Genomic DNA, 21,253 nt, shown 5'->3' on the forward strand with positions numbered 1-21,253 from the left:
TAATTTTCAAACATAGCAATACAAGTGTTATTAAAATAACTGGTTGACTTACAGTAAAATAAGTATGGTCTAAACACGAAAACAGAGATGCTTAAAAAAGCTCTTTTACACCTCTATTTTCAATTTCCAAAAATTGAGTTTACCAATATCTGCATTTGCTTTATCGGTAATTTTTAGTTTCCAGTCTCCTTTTATTGACTGGCCTTTTAGTTCTGTGAGAATCGGTGTATTGGCTAAGGAATATGATTTAATAATGTTATCTGAGCTTCCTCCAATGCGATTATGTAATAGATAAGAATTGTTACTTGGCGAAATTAGTTCTAGCGTTAAATCACCAATATAAGTATGGGTAATATCTACAGAAATTTCTAGATTTTTTAAGATGCCAGATTCTGTAACGGTTAATACTCTTTCTATGCCTGATTGATTATTATCTGGAATGGTAATTCCTTCATTTTCTTCTACGGTGATTAGTTCTGCATTGTTTGCATTTATTTCTAAACTCCACGAGTTTAATGAGCCTGTATCAACATTAGCAGCATCTTTAACAGTTAATTTCCATTCGCCAACCATAGATTCACCTACCAAAGCTAACAAAGTAGATGTGTTGGAGAAGTTAAATGTTTTTTGCAGATTATTGGTTGATCCACCATTTCTGCTTTGCAAAATTACTTCTTTGCCAGATGGAGCGGTTAAAGTCAAAATCAAATCACCAATGTAAGTATGGGTGATGTCTACACTTACTGATAAAGAAGCTAACTCTCCCTCTGTAGCACAAGTTATTATATCAAAAATACCCTCACTATTATTATCTGGAATACTCAAAGCTGGTTCTGATGTCTCTGCAAATGTTGTTTGCGTATTGTTACCGCTGATTCTAGCAAGCGCTTCTCTTACTGCTTCCAATGCATTTACTTTACCATGGCCAAACCATGGACTCCAAGTTCCATCAGGTAAATCAACATCATCAAAACTGCCATTGTCGAATGGAGCAACTGGTGAAACATCCCAAGAAGTATCGGAATCAAAATCTGTTGGCAATGTTTTAGGGTATGCTTCTAAGTTCAAATCTTTAGAAGCGGTTTGATTCAAAATTGATATAACTTCTTTCGCACTCAACTCCTGATTTGCAGAAATAACCAAAGCAGCAATACCAGCCACTAAAGGCGTTGCACTCGACGTACCGCCAAAAAAATTGGTTACTCCTTCGTTTTGTCCAGTGGTGGTGGTGATGCCCAAACCTTCCACTTCCATTCGGTAATAGGTATGCACATTACTCGAAGGTGCACATAAAGTTATGCCGGGACCATAGTTAGAATAATGGCTGCGCTGTGCGTTACTGGCTAGTGCAGCAATATGCATTACACCCGGCAAACCAACCAAATTATGTATAAACTCTTGTGAGGTTTCTACTCCAACCCAAACCAATGAGCCATCTGACAATTGTTGCACACCAGAAGTATATGGAATTTCTATATTTGATGAATAGTCGATTGGACAATTTTCGTTACCAGAAGCCCATAGAAACACGATTCCTTTTCCTCTTCTTCCACCCGTTTCCGCGAGCGTAGTAATGGTATTCAAAACTTCGTTCTCCCAAATACCCACTGGTGATATTCCCCATGAGTTAGAAATTACATCTACTTTGTCTGACATGTAATTTAAAGCAGTTATCAATTTAGAATCACTGATAAATAGACTTGGTCCATCAGACTCCCACTTTACGGGCAATAACCTACAAGCTGGTGCAGCTCCTACAGTTTTTACCGCATCGGCCTCTCCTGCAATTACACCGGCACATGAAGTACCATGGTTAGAACCAGTTTCATACATATTACTAGGTGAAGCATCAAAGTCAACACTTGAGATCAATCTTTCACCTTGAAAATATCCCCAACTGGCAAACTTACCAGATGAATCAAAATCTTGATGAGTTAGCAAACAACCATCGTCGGTTACACCCACAGTTACATCAAAACTTCCATAATTGCCCAACAACTCCCAAGCACCTTCACAATCGGTAGAAGATCTAGGATCAAACTCTGGATCGTTCAGTCTCTCATGCAAATGCCATTGCTGAATATAATTTGGATCTGTAGGAACAATATCTTGATACTTTTGAATTCTCTGGTTAAGATCATGCCCTGCTGATTCAACAGTTTCATCTTCTTCCATCAGTTTAACTACCAATTTTACCGGGTTCATTCCAGTATAATTGGTTAACTGAAATAAGTACGACTTAGCAGAAAACTCAGACTTTAATACCAAAGCATATTTGGCAATAAACTCATTTAATTCTTTAAGGGGAAGTTCTTTTTTAAACCTTACAAAAACTCTATCTGTAATTAAAAACTCTTTGCCAGTTTCCTTATACTGATAAGCATGGTGAGTTGGAGCAATTCCACGCGAAACACTCATTAAAGCTTCTAAATTGCTATTATTTGTTGTTACTCGCGTTGAAGCAGAAGAGACTTGTTCTAATTCCGTTGAGCCAAAGGTTTGTATTCTTTGAGGTAAAGCCCTAACTACAAATTGATAGGGATTCTTTTCCAACTTCACTTTTTTGCCACATCTATAAGTATAAGTTTCAGGGAATGAGTTCATAATTACTTTGTTCAGTTAAAAAAATACCTGCAGGCTACTTTTAATTAATTTTATCTTCTTTTGTAACCCATTTTGTCTATTCAAAAAATGCGCTAACTAGCGCTATATACTTAACGACATTTTGATAGGATGGTTAAAATTCCAATTAATTACAGTGATTTTGTGTATACTGAGAAGTTTTGAGGTTGAAAAAAAATTTCAAAAAAAAGATCCATTGCCAATGCAATGGATCAAAAGACTTTAAATTTAATATTGCTTAAACTAAAATTTACTTCCCATAGTAAACCATAGTTCTGTCGCAGGGTTGTCTTCTCCTTGTCTAGAAATCGCTTCTGTTACATTTGTACCATTAAGATCATAAGCTGGTTGTGCATACTTCACCCTGTTTGGATAACTTCTGCCTAATGGTATGCTATTGCTATAAATAGTTGGCAAATCGGGAGTATTATCTGTGATGTAATCCAAATGGAAATCGCGAGCCACTGCCCAGCCCTGATAATCTACAAAATACAAAGCTAACCAAGCTTGTAAACCAATTTGTTGCAATTGCTCTTCAGTTGTACCACTTAAAGTAGCAATTGGAGAATCAAGATAACCGTTATCTTCCACTACCCATTGATCGAAAGATGCCTGAATTGCTTGTTGATACAGCGCATTTGCATCTCCTCCAAAACCCAAAACTGCTGCTTCAGCTTGCATCAAATAGATTTCAGACATTGGCATGATATACTGATCTATTTCATCTCCCAAGTCTAAAACACCTTCTGTAAGTCTGTTTGGTCTGGAGAACATTTCTGTATGCAAGAATGTTTTCATACCATCAACAAAACGCATTGGTTGGCCTACATAATAATCAGGACCCTCTTCAATAGTTACTACTAAATCGCCACCATTCATTGAGGTGGAATATGGTACATTAGATCTATCTAAAGTGTTTTCCAAGAGGTAATCAATTTTTTCTTTGTTTGCTGTTTCATCATAACCACCAAAAACCAGTTCACCTCCATCAATAGGATCTGCAAAAGCAGGTAATCGAGGGTCATCATTGTCTTGCAATGTATTTATCAACTTAGACGATAACATTTTCCAAGAGCCAGCAAATCTAGTAAAATCTCCATCTCTGGCAGCTACACTCCAACTTACTTCAAGGTCTTTCACTATCTTTACATCCTCTGTTGGCAAAGGATTAGCCAAAGCTTCGGCAATTGCAGTATCGGCAAAACCTTCTCCGGGTGCGCCATTTGCTCTTAAGGCAATTCTCAGTTTTATGCCATTGGCAAAAGCTTTCCACTTTTGAAGATCGCCATTAAAAAGAATATCATATTCGGCCAAATCACTCGCTCCTAAACCTGTTACAGTTTCATCACCTATTACCGCCATTGCATCATTCAAATCATTTATAACCCCTTCGTAAATGGTAATTTGCTCATCAAACTTAGGCTCCAGTATTCCCTCTCCTACTTCTGAATATGGTATTTCTCCAAACTGCTCAGAATACATAAAATAATAGTTGGCTTTCATAATATTGCCAACTGCTTCCATCAAATGGTTTTCTAATAGGCCACCCGGCTCTACTAATCTTAGGAATCCATCGATATCTAAAAAGTAACCAGACCAGTGGTTCCATGCATCTGCACTCGCTCCCCAACTTCTAGTGGTATTAAAAACCACATCTGGTTGCTCCCAAGAGTTTTTATAACCAAAAGAAGCATAACCACCATAAGTTGAACCGATCATTATTCTTGTAAATAAATAGGACCAGCTCGGTGGCATCCACATTTTGGTTTGAACATTCGGGAAGAAAAAACGGGCACTAACATCATCACTTGTTAAGCTATCATTATCCCCTTTAAATTCTTCAAACTGATCTGTACACCCAATCAATATTGAGCAAGTGAGCAAGATGGTTATATATAGTTTATTTATAGCTTTCATTTTCAATAATTTTTAAAATGTGATATTCAGACTCATTCCAAATCTTCTGCTAGATGGTTGGTTGTAATAGAAAATTCCTTGGCCATAGTTAGATACTGAAACTGAAGATTCAGGATCAACGCCATCAGCTTCTTTGTGCAAGAAGAATAAATTTCTGCCGATCAATGTTATAGAGGCTTTTTGAATTGGCGAATTACCAATTAGAGTACCTGGAAAATCATAAGTTAAAGAAACTTCTCTTAATCTGATATTTGACAAATCTTGCACATAAGCACCCGGAATACCCGGAAGACGAGCCCAATACTGTTGTGCAGTAATTTCGGTGGTATTTTGTACGTAAATTGGTTCTTCTTCAGTACCAGTGTTCACTACAGCATCTAACACCATACCGTCACGACCTTCTAAAGTAGCTTCAATACTTCCGCGTTCACCAAGTTCTCTATTTGTCCAAGATAGTGCTTCACCACCCATTTGAGCATCAATTAAGAAACTAAGTGTCAGATTCTTATAACCAACTGTATTCTGGAATCCACCTGTAAAATTTGGAAGGTAATTTCCTAAAAGTTGTTCTTCGGTGGTGGCGATTGGTAAACCTTCTTCATCCACTACCATTTTACCATCTTGATATTGGAAATCATTTCCCCAAATGTCTCCGTAATTGCCACCAACTTTAGTTTTTACGGAATAATTATCTCTATAAGTGAACAGGAATGACTCTGAACCTTCTATGAAAGATTCTAACACACTGGTATTGTGCGCATAGTTAAGTGTAACATCCCAATAGAAGTTTTCTGTCTCTACAATTGTACCGCCCAAAAGTATTTCTATGCCTTCATTAGAAATCTCACCAACATTGGTTCTCATGTATTCGAAACCTGTTGATGGATCGACCGGAGCATTGATGATCTGATCGAATGTATTAGACTTATAATAGGTGATGTCTGTATACAATCTGCTCTTTAAAAACTTCAGTTCTAAACCTAGTTCTGTTGAGCGAGTAGTTTCTGGTTTTAATGTTGGATCGTCAAAAATATTAGATTGTGTAACTGTAGTTAAACCATTGTAACCAGTTAGATCGCTCATGGAATAATAGATTTCATCATTTTTAGTACCACCAGAACCAACTTCTGCCCAAGCTACACGGAATTTAGAGAATGATAACAAATTACTATTGATATTGAATATTTCATTTCCGAGTAGCGACAAGCTAACAGATGGGTAAAAGAAAGACCAGTCACTTGCTGAGCCAGAAGCTGTCCACATTCTAGAGTCCCAATCGTTTCTGCCTGTAAAACTCAAATACAGCATTTCTTTGTAATCGATTGTACCTGAGAAATAAAGTGAATAAATGGATGATCTAAAAAATGTTTCTGAGCCTGCTCTTAAGTCGGCTAAATTGGTATACAGCTCAGAGTTTGGAATGATAAAATTTTCACCAGACTTGGTAGATGTTTCATTCTTATTAAACCTGTAATTACCACCAGCATTTAAACTGAGGTTAAAATCAGTACCAATGTGTTTGTTAAACATCAATAAGAAATCTGCATTTACTTCTGTTTGGTCGTAATAACTATCTGATCTAGAACCATCATTAGAAATACTTCCACCTTTTGGAGTGATCTGTTCTATTTTATGAGAAAGTTGATCTGATCCAATTCGAACGAATGCTGTTAAGAAGTCATTAAAATCATAAGTTAATTTGGCAAAGCCAGTGATTCTATTTCTAAAATCATCATTAATTTTTTCGTACTGATTATAGTAAGCGTTTTCAACCGGAATATTTACATCATAAGGATGAATTGACCTGCCAATTTCATCAACATAATTATTTTTAAAATCTTCATTATCAGCATTTCGAACTCTTCTATACAGGTGAGTGGTTGCACTGTTGTTAGACCAACCCATTACCGCTCTACTTTGAGCTTTCTGTGTAAAGTAAGTAACTTTTGAATCAAAAGTCATCTTATCTGAAAGCTGAGTTAAACCTCTTAAATTGAAGGTGTTTTTGGTTAATTCTGAATTGGGTAGAATACCTTTACCAGAAAAGTTGGTATATGAAAATCTTAGGTTACTCACCTCATTTCCACCCTCAATATTGATACTGTTAACCGCTTCTACTCCTGTATCGAAAAAGTCTATGATGTTGTCTGGATGTGGAGAGTAAACACCTGCAAGACCTGTCGGATAAGTAAACTCGCTGTTATCAAACTTAGGCCCCCAACTTCTCGAAGCATCATTTGCAAATGTTCCACCATCACCTTGGCCATATTCATTTTGGAATTGCGGCAATGTATTTTCATTCACTTTCGAAAAAATAATACTACCAGAATAGCTCACACCAATTCCTTTTTTACTTCCTTTTTTTGTGGTGATTATAATCGCACCATTGGCCGCTCTATTGCCATATAGTGCTGCCGCATTTGGCCCTTTAAGCACCGAGATAGATTCAATATCATTCGGGTTAATATCTGAAATACCAGTACCATAATCGCTTCTAGAATAAGAAACACCTGTACCACCACCAGAAGAACCACCAAATCCATTATTATTAATTGGCACACCATCTACCACAAACAATGGTTGGTTATTACCTGTAAGTGAAGAGTTACCTCTCATAATAACCCTTGAGCTACCTCCCATACCAGACGAAGCCGGAGTAACCAACACACCAGCTACTTTTCCAGAAAGTGTATTTACAACATTGTCTTCTTTAGCTCTATTCAAATCATCGCCAGCCAAATTGCTGGTTGCATAACCCAAAGAACGTTTTTGACTTTCAACTCCCAGTGCAGTAACTACAATTTCATCAAGCGATGTGTAATCTAAATCCATGGTTACATTAATAATAGATTGATTACCTACTTCCACTTGTTTTTCCACAAATCCGATCGAGCTAAACCTTAGTACATCTCCATCATTCACCTCTATCTTAAACTTACCTTCATAGTCAGTTACAGCACCTTTTGAAGTACCTACAATCAAAATACTCACACCCGGTAAAGGCTCTTCATCTTCGGCAGAAAGCACAGTTCCTTCTACCAACTTTTGTAATGGGTTATCTTTCGATCCACCATCGGGTGGTTGGGTTTCATTTAGTGAAACATTAATTACATTATCAATCCGCTTAAACTTGAGGTTAGATTCTTTAGAAAGATAGCGAAGAACGTTTCCCAAAGATTCTCGATCATTTTTTATGGTAAATTTCTTCTTTACTTTCTCAATATCTCTCTTTGCGTAACCAAACTGAAAATTGGTTTGGTCTTCGATAGATGCAAATATTTCATTGATTTTGGCATTACGAACTTCGAGATTCACCAAAACTTTGTCTATACTTTTTTGCCCGTAAGAATCATTGGCTAACAACAATCCTGAAAGGCAAATTTGTAGAACTAAGCCAAAAAACATATAGTTAGTCATACGTATAATTTGATGTATTAATTTCCATTTCATATTTTTAATAGATTTTGATGAATAATTAGATGTTTAGTCAAAATTGATGGGGCACCCTTTAGTGATCCTCGACCAAAATTTTCACTATTGGGAACCTGCCTTCATGTATCCCCGCTATTTCTGTTCAACTGAGATAGCGGGTTTCTTTTTAGCTTGAGTTCATGTTATTTTTATATTTTAATTAATAATTACTTTGCCATCTACATATTTATATTCAAAGCCTAGCGAGTACTTTATGCTCTCCAATACATTTACTAAGTTTTGATTTTTAAATGTTGAGTTATATCCCCCTTTCACATTTACTTCTTTTTCCAAGATAAATCCCACTCCATACCAGCGCTCTAAACTCTTGATAATCTGTGAGAAGGAGGCATCTTCAAAAACAAGCACGCCATCTTTCCAAGAAGGTAAATCGGGGTTAAAAGCTCCTTTTTGAACCAGTTTTTCTTCAGGTTTCAATAAGGCAATTTCTCCGCGAACCAAAGTGATAGAATCACTTGTAATTGCATTTTCTTTTTTCTTAACCATTACCTTTCCCGTTTCTACAGAAACCTTTACCGCATTATTTTCTGGAAATGCATTCACATTAAATGAAGTGCCTAATACTTTTACCTCCGAATATTGGGTGTGAATTACAAATGGTTTGTTGGGATTTTTAGAAACATCAAAAAAGGCTTCACCTTCAAGATGAACCTCTCTTATATTCGTACCAATAAAATTTTGCTGAAATCGAAGTGAACTTGGGCCATTTAATTTTATAGCACTACCATCTGGTAAAATAAATGATATTTTTTTCCCCGCAGGAATTGTTTTCTCTTCCCAGATTGGATTTTGCTGAGCTAATATCAAATCAGCTTTATCTTGCATTAAACTATTACCAATTAGTAAATAAATTAAGCTCCCCACCAAAGTGAATATTGCCAGTGAAGCTGCATACTTTAACCAATTTTGTTTGTTTGATGCTTTGTTATATTGAATAACTTTATGGGTAGTATTAGACTTTGTTTCTTTATCTATTTGCGAAAATACATTTTTCCAAACATCATCTTTATCCTGCTCACTAGCCTTATTTTCTCCTTTCACGAAATACAGGTAAGACTTATAAAATGTTTTATTCTCTTCGCTAGCTTCTAACCATTTCTTTAATATTAGTTTTTCTTCATCTGTAGATTCACCTATTATATCTCTCGAAATGATCTCCAAAATATGATTCATGAAATTATGCATTTGTTAGCTTTTACTTTCATGTGCCATATTCTCACAAAAACCCCTACTCTTATCTGAAAAAAATTTTAAAATATTTAAAAACTTACAGAATCACCTTGTCTTTTTCTACGCTTTTGTGGTCTTTTTTAAACTCCTCTCTCAACAATTTCATGGCTTTTAGCATATGATTTTCCACTGTTTTTATGGAAATCGTCATGATATCGGCCACTTCTTTATATTTTTTGCCTTCGTCTTTTACCAATTCAAAAACCTTTTTACACTTTGTTGGCAAAGTTGTAATTACTTTATCGTATCTTAATTTTAGCTCTTCAAACTCAACAACTTTATCTGGCGAATTAAAATCGATATTCTTTTTTGTATAGTAGTTTTCGTGGATTGAATCTGTGTACTTCTCCATTTTATTCCTTTTTAAGTAGCGCAAACACTGATTTCTAATCGCTACAAACAGATAATTATCCAGATTTTCTATGTTAGACAAGTTTTGGCGAGAGTTCCATAGCGAAATAAAAACATCAGAAACTAACTCTTTTGCTATTTCCCTATTCTGTAATATTGAATAGCCAATATTAAATAAAGGATTGAAATAATAATCATACAACTCTTTGAATGCTTCAGGGTTGTTTTCCTCTGAAACCTTCTTTTTCAGTATATCAGCATTACCCATAAAAGTTATTCGTCTAATACATTTTCATATTTAATCGAATATATAAAAAAATGAGTAAAATTGGATAATTTACATACCACAATTTGTCTATTGGCCAGATAAAGTACATTATAACTAATTAATAAAGCAATTAGAATAATTACTTTTTTTGAGGTAAATTGGTTATATATAATTGTACTATTCTAAGTAATAAATGCCATATTGAAGAAGTATCAACAAATCAAAATACCATTAAAATACTTATTTTTAATGATTACTAGATATTCTCAAAAAGAGGCAACTAATAGCAATTAATTGTATTATTCTTATCTAACTTCTCTTTTTAAAAAGTTTTAAATTAAATCGATAAGTTGAAAATTAGAATTATTGATGTAGAAATTATATTCAGAATCGAAATAGGAAATTATTAATTCTGATAGTAATTCTAGAATCGACTGTAAAACAATAAGAAGCCATAGTCAAAAATTTGACTGTATGTTGTTAACCTCAATAATTTATTATTTCCCAGTATTTAGAAGTCTAAACCTCATAAATACTTCATTTTCAATAGTTAACTCCCCATCTTCTTTAAATCCTAATCGATAAATTGCTTTAGAATTTAGCCTACTTGGTGGGAATAATACAGTAATAGAATCTATTGCCAACTCGGTAAATGCCCATGATTTTACTTTGTTAAAAATCTTTCTACCCCAACCCCAATATGTCGGATGGAGCACCAAAGCAAAATCTGCTTCACCATTTTCTGGTTGTAAACCTCCCCAACCTGCAAAATCTCCATTAATTAGAAATGCCCAAGGTCCGTAACCATATTCTTCCCATAATTGCTTTTTAGATTTTAGGAATGCCTCACAGTGTGCTTGCGTAAATCCAGCAGCTAATAATGGTAGTTGTTTGCCTACCATTTCGTTGTTCATCAGTTTTATTATTTGTTCTTCTGGTATTTCTTCAAGGTGAACAAATTTAATTTCTTCCATCTAGCTCTCTTTAATTTGACAAGTAATGGAACAAGAAGCAAATCTGCTCAGTTCAATATTGGGCAACTTATAATGGAAAAATGGCTATTTTTTGAATCTGTAAAGAAAAGGTGCTTTGTTAGCAGCTCCGGTAAACTTTTTTTCTAGTCTTTCGAGCACATCTAAATCCAGCATTTTTTTCTGAAAATTATTTCGCCTAAAAGGTTTATCAAAAACTACTTCATACAGTTTTTGCAGCTCTTTCATGGTAAACTTTTCGGGCAACAGGTTAAACCAAATAAGTTTATAATCGAAATTGATACGCAACATCTCCAAAGCCTGCTGTACTTGTTGGTTATGATCTAAAATCATTTCAGGTAATTCCTTAATATCATACCAATTTATAGAATGATCTAATTCTGTAGTTCTTGGATTAACTTTATTAATATCAACCAAAGCATAATAACCAATAGACACAAATCTTTTCGTAATCCAATCGTAATCTTCTTTTTCAAAAAATACTTCTCCGAGTTTTTCTTGATTGAGGTCAAGCATCTTCTTAAAAAATGTACTATTTGTTCTTTGAGCTTCACCAAAAACCCTAAACTGATCCAAAAAAACTTCTTTTATTCCTGTTCTTTCTTCGAGAATACGTTGTGCCGCCTGATCTATACTTTCGTGCTGAAAAATAAAACCACTTGGCAAAGCCCAAAAACCTCCTATCAAGTTCAACTTTGGAATTAAAACCTGAAGGTTGCCCTCTTTATAACCAAAAATCACACAATCTATAGAAAGTTGTTGGATAAAATTCTGTTGGCTAATTGCTCTCATACACTATCATGCTAAATGGAAACTAAGCATGTTTCCATGATTTAGATATTCTCTTTCTGAATTTTGGAATTACCACTCAGCCAAAGATAGGAAAAATTTATTGTCTATTTTTTAGACAATAAAAAATATTGTATACATTTGTTATAATTCACTAACTCTATATATGAAAATGATTTCACTTCGCACTCCCTATTTACTTTTAGGATTTTTCCTATTATGCTTTTCGTGTACTAAGCAGCAACAACACAAAAACATCTTGGTTTTTAGCAAAACGGAAGGTTTTAGACATGAATCAATTGAAGCTGGTAAAACAGCACTTACAAAAATGGCTCAAGAAAAAGGCTTTGATGTGAGCTTTACTGAAGATGCCACACAGTTTAATGAAAATAACCTAAAGAAATACAATACGATTGTCTTTTTGAACACCACAGGCGATATACTCAACGATGAACAACAAACCTCGTTTGAGCGATATATACAAGCTGGAGGTGGCTATGTGGGTATCCACTCAGCTACAGATACTGAGTACGATTGGCCTTGGTATGGTGCACTAGCAGGAGCATATTTTCTAGACCATCCGAGTGACCCAAGTAATGTGCAGAAAGGTAAATTTATGGTAACTGAGACTAATTGGGCTACAGAAGGAATGCCTAAAGAGTTTGAGCGTACTGATGAATTTTATAGCTATAAAAACATCTCTCCTAAAATAAATGTAGTAGTCGAGCTGGATAATGAAAGCTACATTGGCGGCAACAATCCCGGTTTCCACCCAATGAGCTGGTATCAGGAATTTGATGGTGGACGTGCTTTTTATACAGGAATGGGACATACAGATGAAACATTTTCAGAGAAATTATTTTTGGATCATCTTTGGGCTGGAATCAATTATACATCAGGTGGAGATACTCCAAAACCTTTAGATTTTAGCAAAGCAAAACCAGAAGAAAACCGCTTTACAAAAGTAGTGCTCAAAGAAAAGTTGGATGAACCAATGGAGCTTACTATACTTGATGATAGAAGAATACTTTTTATTCAGCGTAAAGGAGAAGTGCTACTTTATAACATTCTTACTAAAGAACTTAAAACTATTGCCAAGATTCCTGTAAGCTTAAAATATGTAAGCAAAGAGGGAAAAGAATCTACTGCAGAGGATGGCCTTTTAGGCTTAAATAAAGACCCTAATTTTGCCGAAAACCACTGGATTTATCTTTATTATTCTCCAGTAGAAGAGCCTATGAATGTATTAGCCCGCTTCGAATTGGATGGTGATGAGTTACTACTTGATACTAAAAAAGTAATGTTAGAAGTTCCTACACAAAGAGAAGAATGCTGCCACACAGGTGGTTCAATTGCTTGGGATAGTGAAGGAAATCTTTATTTATCAACTGGTGACAATACCAATCCACATGGCTCTAGTGGTTATAGCCCAAGTGATGAACGTGATGGCAGAAGTGCTTGGGATGCGCAAAAATCATCTGCTAACACAAACGATTTAAGAGGTAAAATTTTAAGAATTACGCCACAAGCAGATGGTACTTACAAAATACCAGCAGGTAATCTTTTCTCAGAAGGAACAGATAAAACTCGTCCAGAGATTTATACAATGGGACACAGAAATCCTTTTAGAATTTCTATTGACCAACACACTGGTTATTTATATTGGGGAGATGTAGGACCAGATGCTTCTAAACCAGATTCTACTCGCGGTCCTGCTGGCCACGATGAAGTAGGACAAGCAAAAAAAGCCGGAAACTTTGGTTGGCCTCATTTTGTAGGTAATAATATTGCTTACCATAAATACGATTTTGAAAATGAGATTTCTTTGCCAAAGTGGGATCCGAAGGCTCCAATTAATACTTCTCCTAATAACACTGGCTTAGAAAAACTACCACCTGCCCAAAATGCTTTTATTTGGTATCCTTATGCCGAGTCTGAGATATTTCCACTAGTTGGTGCAGGTGGAAGAAATGCTATGGCTGGTCCAGTTTATTATTCAGGAGATTTTAAAAATGCCGAAAGGGCTTTCCCAAGTTATTACGATGGCAAATTGCTTGCTTACGAATGGATGCGTGGTTGGATTATGTCTGTAACGATGGATGAAGAAGGTAACTTAGCTTCTATGGAGCGTTTTATGCCAAGCTATCGCTTTAGTAATCCGATGGACATGGAATTTCATGAAAATGGAGACCTTTATATGCTCGAATATGGCTCTGGTTGGTTTACACAAAACGATGATGCCCGACTGATCAGAATTGAATACAACGGAGGAAACCGTAAACCACAAATCAAAATGATTGCTAGCCAAATGGGCGGTTCAGTTCCATTCGACTTAAAACTAAGTGCAGCAGGTACAACCGATGCAGATGCAGATGAATTAAAGTATACTTGGAAGGTTACCTCAGATAACAATTTCTCAGAAACTATTAATACTCAAGATGCTAACTTAAACCTAAATGACATTGGTGTTTATAATGTTACTCTTACTGTAGACGATGGAAAAGGCGGAGTAAACTCTCAAAGTATGGAAGTAGTTGCAGGTAACGAACCTCCTGTTTTAACACTAGATATGCCAAATAGCAACAAATCTTTTTATGTTCCTAATGCATCAGTGGCTTACGATATACAAGTAAATGATAAAGAAGATGGAAGTTTGGAGAGTGGAATTGATCCTGCAGAAGTTTCTGTTTCTATTGATTATTTGGCAGAAGGTTTCGATCAAATTGAAATTGCTCAAGGCCACCGTTCTGCTGATGCGTCTGCCCAATTTGTTTCTGGTAAGAAATTGATTGACGGAAGTGATTGTGTGGCTTGCCATAAGCAAAAAGAAAAGTCTATTGGCCCATCTTATCTGGATGTTGCACTCAAATACAAAGGAGACAACAATGCAGTAGAGTATTTAAGTAAGAAAATTATTTCTGGTGGTGGAGGTGTTTGGGGTGAAACTGCTATGGCTGCACATCCTCAACTTTCTGCAGAAGAGGCATCTGACATCGCTAAGTATATTCTTAGTATATCTAATCAGAAAAAAGATGAAAATGCACTTCCAACAAAAGGTAGTTTTGTAGCGAAAGTACCTGAAGGAGACAAAGGAATTGGTATTTATATAGTTCGTGCCGCTTACCAAGATCAAGGAGCTAACAACATGCCTCCGTTAATGGCAGAAAAAACATTTGTTTTGAGATCGTCTAGAATAGATGTACATACTTTTGATGAATATGTAGATATCAACAAAATGTCTTTCGGTGGGAATAATATAGCTATCCCTTCAAAATCTGGCTCTTATATGTCAATCAATCAAATTGATTTATCAGGCTTAGCTTCTGTACAATTGGCTGCGGCAGCACCAAAAGCTCAATTAAATGCTGCGGGTGGTAAGGTTGAGTTACGTATTGGAAGTCCTGATGGAACATTAATTGGTGAGTCTAAATTCTTAGAAGCCTCAGACAAACCTGGATTTGCACCAGATATTATTAATGCTCCTATAAATTTACCAAACGATTATGATGGTTCACTTAAAGACCTTTACCTAGTTTTTGTAAATGATACACCAGATAATGCCAACTCATTAATGGTTGTAATGGGAATAGAATTTAAAATGGCTAATGGAAAAACTGAGATCGTTGAAGCATCCAACCAAAAAACAAATAAACTGTAAGTACAAGGAATATTTAAATATAAGTTTTAACATAAGCAAGCACCAGCAATGGTGTTTGCTTTTTTATTTGCTCAATTAAAATAGCATTCGATAATACACCATTATTTATAATTTTGGGAAATAAGTTATTTGCAGATTATAAATACATGAATTAGTAGATAATCAAAATTTAATAACAATTAGTATACTTTAAAAAAAGCGTTTTTTATGTCATCTGAAGATAAATTGTATAACAGTGAAGCTTTTCAATCGAAAATTAAACAGTGTAAAATATTTAAATTAAAGTATCCGAAAGGTGGGCATTATAATGATGGATTTGAGCTAAACGGAGAAGTGAACAGAACTACTACCAATGAACTTTTAAAGTTACTAGATGACTTAGGAGTTAAATATTTACTTCATGAGGCAGAACCTATTCTTGAAAAAGACAAATATGGACTTACAATAAATTGGTGTAGACCTATAGAGTTAAACAATCTAAAAATGTGGTTAGAGCTAAATAATTGGTGTGAATGTTATGGCTTTAAAACCTTCATACATGTAAATCCAACAAATTTTTCGGTTACCTTCAATTTTAATTCAAAGAGCTGGTATAATGTAACATTAGAAGATGTAGAAAGGGCTTATTTGTTTGAGAAGGAATTAGAAAGACATGGTCTAATTAAACGTTAAAGCAAATAGCAGAGATGATGTTTGCTGTTTTTCTATTCGAACAAAATGGATACGATATTTATCTCGTTTTAAAGATAAAAAATTTTAAAATTGAGATACTTATCAATCTTTTCAATTATACTAATTTTGTTAGCTTGCGATCAAAATCAATCTGCTAATCAGCATTTATTTCCCGCTAAAAAATTCGGTAAGTACGGATTGGTGAATTTGTAATACAGCCAAGATTTGATGATGTTCATAGATTCTCAGAAGGATTTGCAGCTGTAAGAATTGATTCATTTTGGGGTTATATCGATTCTATAGGTAATGTAAAAATCGAACCTCAATATTATGAAGTGGAAGATTTCTCTTGTGGATTAGCTTTAGTTGATCTAATAAATATCTCAGCTGAACAAATATTTATAAATAAATCTGGTGAAATCGCATTTAAACCCCAAACCTATACATGGAGTTTTAGTGAAGGATTAGCAAAAAGCAAAATAGATAATAAAATAGTCTTCTATAATTTGAAAGGTGAAATCACAATAAAAACAGACTATCTATATGGAGATTCATTCAAAAATGGATTGGCTAAGATTTGGGACAAAGATAGCACTAAATATATTGATAAAACTGGTAAAGAAATCATCAAGTTGAGTGGTATAGGCCATAGTCCCTTTTCAGAAGATATTGCTATTGTTAGAAAAAACTTTAATGTATTAATTAATAAAAAGGGGAAGATTGTTGTCGATACACCAAGTCTTGATGGAGTTCTCTTCGATTTTTCGGAAGGATTAGCACAAATAACTTATGCAGGTGAAAGTTTATCTTCTGGATTTGTTGATACTAAAGGAGAAATTATTGTCCCAATGGAATACAATTCTACCGATAAATTTAATGGTGGATATGCTGCTTTCAAAAAAAATAACAAGTGGGGCTTCTTTAATACCAAAGGCGAAATTGTGATTCCACCAATATTTGATAATATAGATCATGAATACGGTTTTAAATATGGGTTATGTTGGGCTAAAAAAGATAAAGTTAGAGGGTACATCAATAACTTAGGCAATTTCATTTGGATCCAAAATGATAATTATCTCTATGAACCTATTGATACTTTAAACTGGAAACTTGATACCTTAAATGCTGAAAGTTTTCTTTTTCTAAACCAATCGATATCAAATAATTATCCTCATAAAATACAAAGTGATTCATCTTCTATAATTCAACTAAAAGTAGTTCCAGAGTTGCTTACTCCTTACGAAAATAAATATTTTGGTTTAAAGATTTTTTTAATTAATGGTTCGAAAGATTCATTAAATATTCATACTCAAGATGAAAATATAAAACTATACCAACAAGTAAAAGTAAATGATGGGAAGTGGGTAACCTTAGAAAATAAAAGTTCAATATTATGTATAAGTAGCATAAGTCATTTTTTACTCCTACCAAAAAATTATATAGTATTTGCAACACCTATTTTAAAAGGAGATATAAATAGTAAATTTAGAATTGTACTTCACATAAATAATAAGCTGAAAATTTATTCTAATGAATTTGAAGGATGTTTTTCAAGTACTATTCTTAAAGAGAATCTATCAGATTAAATATTTTATTTTTGCTCAAAACCCCTCATTTCATTAATCCCTCATATAATTTAAACATTGTTCAGCCGGTATATTAACTCAACAGCTATATTTGAAAACAAAGATTAACAATCAGCATGAAATTTTTCAAATGGATTAACGACTATTTTTTTGGTGTTAAATTAAATGTAGAAATAGATTTAAATGGTGAATGGGAAGGCTTTTTTAAGTATAGTCAGTATGCACATCATTTGCTTCAAAAAATACAATTCGATTTTACTCTAACCTTAACCGAAGAAAACGGAGACATCAATGGTTATTTCATAGAAGAGATGATTGGCGGTGAAGTCGATGATAAAATACTATGTTACGGTATAACTAAAGGTAGAAAAATAGAATTCCACAAGATTTATAATACTTGCTATGTGTTAAAAGAAGATGGCTTTGCTTATGAAGAAAGCGCATACAACCCTCCATTAGTAAAATATTATGGACACTTTTACCCACAAGAAAATAAATACTTTGGTGATTGGAGCATGAAATACGAAATTGAAGGTAAACGCCAATATACATCAGGATACTGGGAGATGAGAAAAAAAGAATAAAATCTACATTATAAATCACACAAGCAGGTCAATAAACTAACACAATCATGATTTATCTACTACCAATAATTATCATCGGTATATTTAGCTTTGTTTGGTTCAGAAAAAACACTATGCCAAGTTGGAATACACCAATAGAACCTTTTCCTAATGAATGGAGAATTATTTTGCACAAAGAAGTTACTTTTTACAATTCCCTTTCTGATGAAGAGCAAAAGAAATTTGAATACAAAATTCAAGAGTTTTTACTGAACTGTAGAATTACAGGTATCGAAACTACAGTCGATACGACCGATAAACTCCTGATAGCTTCTAGTGCCATTATTCCCATTTTTGCTTTTGACAATTGGAGATACAGCAACCTTAAAGAAGTGTTACTCTACCCTACCTCGTTTAATAAACAATTTGAAACCAGTGGTGAAGAAAGATTAATTTTAGGCATGGTTGGCACAGGTTATATGGAAGGCAAAATGATATTATCTCAACAAGCTTTGAAACATGGTTTTAAAAACGAAACGGATAAAAAAAATACCGCAATTCATGAGTTTGTCCACCTAATAGATAAAGCTGATGGAGTAATTGACGGAATTCCATCATTACTACTAGAAAAACAATATACAATCCCTTGGCTAGACCTCATCAATAAAAGTATTGACGAAATCTATAATGGAAAATCTGATATTAACCCTTACGGTGGTACCAATAGAGCAGAGTTTTTCTCGGTTATTAGCGAATATTTTTTCGAGCGACCAAAGCTGCTTGAAAGAAAACACCCTGAGTTATATGCACTACTTGAGCGAATTTTTAAGCAAGATATGACAGCTAGAAAACTCAAAAAAGTAACAATTAGCCGAAATAGCCCATGCCCCTGCAACAGTGGTGAAAAGTTTAAAGATTGCTGCGGCAAAGTCCATTATAAAAAGAAACACTAAACTAGAGCTTCATTCTTAATTGTACTTTCACTTAACCTCAAACTGTAATTCATGTGCTTCTTGGGGTGTAGGAATTTCCAGTCCGTTTATCATTTTCTCAATCACTTTTTCAGGCACTTTATATTTTCTATTGTGATTTTGAGCAAGCAACTGTTTATAAGGAACTTCTATATAAACAACCTTTATTCTGCCGCCATACTCTGCAAATAAAGAAATCCACTTACTTCTCCTATCTGTGGTGAGATTAGTAGCATTAAAAACAAAAGATTTTCTTGCTCGCATATACTCTTTGGCCCTCTCTTTACCAATTTGAATTACCTCTCCATTTTTCTTTTTATCAGTAGGGTCAATGTTATATTCTCTTCTTATTTCATCGAGAGATAAAACAGGTAAACCTTTTAGATTTTGGTTTACAAAAGTATCTTTCCCACTTCCTGGTAGTGCACTCATCACAAATACATCAAATTTTAAATCATCAAAAGGCACATAATCTGGTGAAGTATTAGACCTATTCAAATACCAATATCTACTATAGTTCGATTCAAACTTTCGAGGCTTACCAAAGCATTTATTTTCTTTACATAATTCTATAAATAAGTCAATGCGGAGCAAGATTTCTTTTTGGTCAGTACAAATTCTACCCAACACATCTGCTTTGGCCAAAATGGATAATAGCTTGGTATCTACTACCAAACTGGCGCTTATTACTTCTTTAGTAGGATCATGTTTCTCGATCGCCCATAGTGGTAAGCCATGCAACCTTACCAGCTTGGTAATTTGCTCTCTTATATGAAAATGAGTAATTATATCTTTATACAAGATTTTTCTAGCTGTATACTCTCCCTTTTTGGCATGTTTTGGTGAAACAGTTCTTTGTTTACCATCAATTATTTCGGTTGTAGTGGTAGAGCGTTTTTCTACATCATGCAACATGGCTGAAGCAAACAAAATATGTTTCTCTTGCTCGTCTAACTCTTGAAATTCTGGTAAACTGAGCATTGCCTCCACTACCATCTTGGTATGGGTAAAAACATCACCTTCAGCATGCCAAATGGCATCTTGGGGAACATCTTTCATATCTCTAAACCAATCAAACTGAGCTTCTAAGGCACTCCAATTTACTGGTTTGTTAACTTCATATATCGGAAACTTCCACATCATATTCTATCTGTAAATTCATACCCAAACCATTTATACTTTTCGTAATTTACTAAGCTGGCTGCCTTCCATGTTTTAGACCAGTGCACATCTGTTTTTACATGAGACTTTCTTACTAGCTTAAATAAACTATCGAATTCATTAGATTCTACAGGTAAAGTGCCACTGTTTGTAAGAAATCCTTCTTTATCTCGTATCACAAATCCTTCTGAACAGTCTTTTCCTGTTTCTGGATCATAACCTCCTAGTAAACCAGAAGTATTTACACTTTCTCCCCAAGTCATGCCTAAATTTAGTTTTAGCCAATTAGCAAGTACAACATTTTCATCTTTATTATCAGTGTAAACTTCTGCTAAATTTGTTACAACAGATATTTCAGGAACAGTAGGGAAATCTAGCATTGCTGCATAAAATTTAACCTCTTCCCAAGAGAGCCACCGGTCTCCTTCTCTTACTGCAAACACATAAAAATAAGATTCCAAATTTTTATAAGCTATTGAATGAACGCCATACATATTTTCACCAAAAATTTCCAAATTATTCAAGTCATTCTTAATCAAATTCCATCTTTCCCGCATGGGCTTATCCCACGGATGCTGTGTAGGTGTAGCATGGGAACGAGCAAATACACCATTTTTACTAAAGCAGTTATTTTGCCCATCTAGCTTTTCTGTAAGTACGAGTTCCTTTTTTTGAGCAAAAGCTTTCACATAACCATCGGGCATAAACCGATCGTCTGATGTTGTTCCTAAACTAATCTGAGCATGAAGGCTTCTGCAATATTTCCGCGATTCGTTCACTTTTGTTTTGTTAATTTTTGCCTAATGATAACTACTTATTACTTAAAAAAGTGCAATACTAATTTTTATAAAAACCTATCGCAAATTCTATTTTTTCTTTATAATCAGTCTTAATAAGGCTAAAAAATCAATAATTTCTATGGTTATTTATTCAATTATAGAAAAATACATACATCTATATTTAAACTTTCAAATATGAGAT

General features: G+C 34.4%; 14 protein-coding genes. 5 read left to right on the forward strand and 9 right to left on the reverse strand.

Annotated features, from left to right (window positions below):
• Positions 1 to 105: 105 nt before the first annotated feature.
• The 7 genes from OQ292_RS22835 to OQ292_RS22865 form a co-directional block, all read right to left on the reverse strand.
• Positions 106 to 2,604 carry a proprotein convertase P-domain-containing protein gene (locus OQ292_RS22835; protein WP_284686264.1) on the reverse strand — a complete coding sequence of 833 codons (2,499 nt, stop codon included), beginning with the start codon at positions 2,602 to 2,604 and terminating at the stop codon, positions 106 to 108.
• 261 nt (positions 2,605 to 2,865) lie between these two features.
• Positions 2,866 to 4,539, reverse strand: coding sequence for a SusD/RagB family nutrient-binding outer membrane lipoprotein (locus OQ292_RS22840; RefSeq protein ID WP_284686265.1), 1,674 nt, complete (start codon positions 4,537 to 4,539; stop codon positions 2,866 to 2,868).
• Positions 4,540 to 4,551: 12 nt separating this feature from the next.
• Positions 4,552 to 7,989: a SusC/RagA family TonB-linked outer membrane protein gene (locus OQ292_RS22845; RefSeq protein ID WP_284686266.1), complete on the reverse strand. Its 3,438-nt coding sequence runs from the start codon at positions 7,987 to 7,989 to the stop codon at positions 4,552 to 4,554.
• Positions 7,990 to 8,166: 177 nt separating this feature from the next.
• Positions 8,167 to 9,204, reverse strand: a complete 1,038-nt coding sequence (locus OQ292_RS22850; protein ID WP_284686267.1) for a FecR family protein — start codon at positions 9,202 to 9,204, stop codon at positions 8,167 to 8,169.
• Between the two features lie 94 nt (positions 9,205 to 9,298).
• Positions 9,299 to 9,880, reverse strand: a complete 582-nt coding sequence (locus OQ292_RS22855; protein WP_284686268.1) for an RNA polymerase sigma-70 factor — start codon at positions 9,878 to 9,880, stop codon at positions 9,299 to 9,301.
• Between the two features lie 497 nt (positions 9,881 to 10,377).
• Positions 10,378 to 10,854: a GNAT family N-acetyltransferase gene (locus OQ292_RS22860; protein WP_284686269.1), complete on the reverse strand. Its 477-nt coding sequence runs from the start codon at positions 10,852 to 10,854 to the stop codon at positions 10,378 to 10,380.
• Positions 10,855 to 10,938: 84 nt separating this feature from the next.
• On the reverse strand, positions 10,939 to 11,664 hold the full coding sequence (locus OQ292_RS22865; protein WP_284686270.1) for an NUDIX hydrolase: 726 nt from the start codon (positions 11,662 to 11,664) through the stop codon (positions 10,939 to 10,941).
• Between the two features lie 163 nt (positions 11,665 to 11,827).
• Here OQ292_RS22865 and OQ292_RS22870 point away from each other — a divergent pair, with 163 nt between their 5' ends.
• The 5 genes from OQ292_RS22870 (at position 11,828) to OQ292_RS22890 (ending at position 19,093) form a co-directional block, all read left to right on the forward strand.
• A complete protein-coding gene (locus OQ292_RS22870; RefSeq protein ID WP_284686271.1) occupies positions 11,828 to 15,319 on the forward strand; it encodes a ThuA domain-containing protein in 3,492 nt (1,163 codons plus the stop codon).
• A 207-nt stretch (positions 15,320 to 15,526) separates the two neighbouring features.
• Positions 15,527 to 15,991, forward strand: coding sequence for a hypothetical protein (locus OQ292_RS22875; protein WP_284686272.1), 465 nt, complete (start codon positions 15,527 to 15,529; stop codon positions 15,989 to 15,991).
• A 197-nt stretch (positions 15,992 to 16,188) separates the two neighbouring features.
• Entirely contained in the window at positions 16,189 to 17,577 is a 1,389-nt protein-coding gene (locus OQ292_RS22880) for a WG repeat-containing protein (protein WP_431733782.1), read from the forward strand.
• A 116-nt stretch (positions 17,578 to 17,693) separates the two neighbouring features.
• Positions 17,694 to 18,161, forward strand: a complete 468-nt coding sequence (locus tag OQ292_RS22885) for a hypothetical protein (RefSeq protein WP_284686273.1) — start codon at positions 17,694 to 17,696, stop codon at positions 18,159 to 18,161.
• Positions 18,162 to 18,208: 47 nt separating this feature from the next.
• Positions 18,209 to 19,093, forward strand: coding sequence for a zinc-dependent peptidase (locus OQ292_RS22890; RefSeq protein ID WP_284686274.1), 885 nt, complete (start codon positions 18,209 to 18,211; stop codon positions 19,091 to 19,093).
• A 27-nt stretch (positions 19,094 to 19,120) separates the two neighbouring features.
• Here the strand turns inward: OQ292_RS22890 and OQ292_RS22895 are convergent, their stop codons facing one another.
• A complete protein-coding gene (locus OQ292_RS22895) occupies positions 19,121 to 20,251 on the reverse strand; it encodes an AAA family ATPase (RefSeq protein WP_284686519.1) in 1,131 nt (376 codons plus the stop codon).
• A complete protein-coding gene (locus OQ292_RS22900) occupies positions 20,251 to 21,051 on the reverse strand; it encodes an RNA ligase family protein (protein WP_284686275.1) in 801 nt (266 codons plus the stop codon). The genes OQ292_RS22895 and OQ292_RS22900 overlap by 1 nt, the downstream gene beginning before the upstream one ends.
• Positions 21,052 to 21,253: the final 202 nt, after the last annotated feature.

It is taken from the genome of Chondrinema litorale (assembly GCF_026250525.1).
GTDB classification, from domain to species: Bacteria; Bacteroidota; Bacteroidia; order Cytophagales; family Flammeovirgaceae; genus Chondrinema; species Chondrinema litorale.

What these genes read in the sequence shown, in the direction of transcription:
- OQ292_RS22835 (WP_284686264.1), bottom strand. Translation starts at nt 2,604, where the DNA reads ATGAACTCATTCCCTGAAACTTATACTTATAGATGTGGCAAAAAAGTG.
- OQ292_RS22840 (WP_284686265.1), bottom strand. Translation starts at nt 4,539, where the DNA reads ATGAAAGCTATAAATAAACTATATATAACCATCTTGCTCACTTGCTCA.
- OQ292_RS22845 (WP_284686266.1), bottom strand. Translation starts at nt 7,989, where the DNA reads ATGAAATGGAAATTAATACATCAAATTATACGTATGACTAACTATATG.
- OQ292_RS22850 (WP_284686267.1), bottom strand. Translation starts at nt 9,204, where the DNA reads ATGAATCATATTTTGGAGATCATTTCGAGAGATATAATAGGTGAATCT.
- OQ292_RS22855 (WP_284686268.1), bottom strand. Translation starts at nt 9,880, where the DNA reads ATGGGTAATGCTGATATACTGAAAAAGAAGGTTTCAGAGGAAAACAAC.
- OQ292_RS22860 (WP_284686269.1), bottom strand. Translation starts at nt 10,854, where the DNA reads ATGGAAGAAATTAAATTTGTTCACCTTGAAGAAATACCAGAAGAACAA.
- OQ292_RS22865 (WP_284686270.1), bottom strand. Translation starts at nt 11,664, where the DNA reads ATGAGAGCAATTAGCCAACAGAATTTTATCCAACAACTTTCTATAGAT.
- OQ292_RS22870 (WP_284686271.1), top strand. Translation starts at nt 11,828, where the DNA reads ATGAAAATGATTTCACTTCGCACTCCCTATTTACTTTTAGGATTTTTC.
- OQ292_RS22875 (WP_284686272.1), top strand. Translation starts at nt 15,527, where the DNA reads ATGTCATCTGAAGATAAATTGTATAACAGTGAAGCTTTTCAATCGAAA.
- OQ292_RS22885 (WP_284686273.1), top strand. Translation starts at nt 17,694, where the DNA reads ATGAAATTTTTCAAATGGATTAACGACTATTTTTTTGGTGTTAAATTA.
- OQ292_RS22890 (WP_284686274.1), top strand. Translation starts at nt 18,209, where the DNA reads ATGATTTATCTACTACCAATAATTATCATCGGTATATTTAGCTTTGTT.
- OQ292_RS22895 (WP_284686519.1), bottom strand. Translation starts at nt 20,251, where the DNA reads ATGTGGAAGTTTCCGATATATGAAGTTAACAAACCAGTAAATTGGAGT.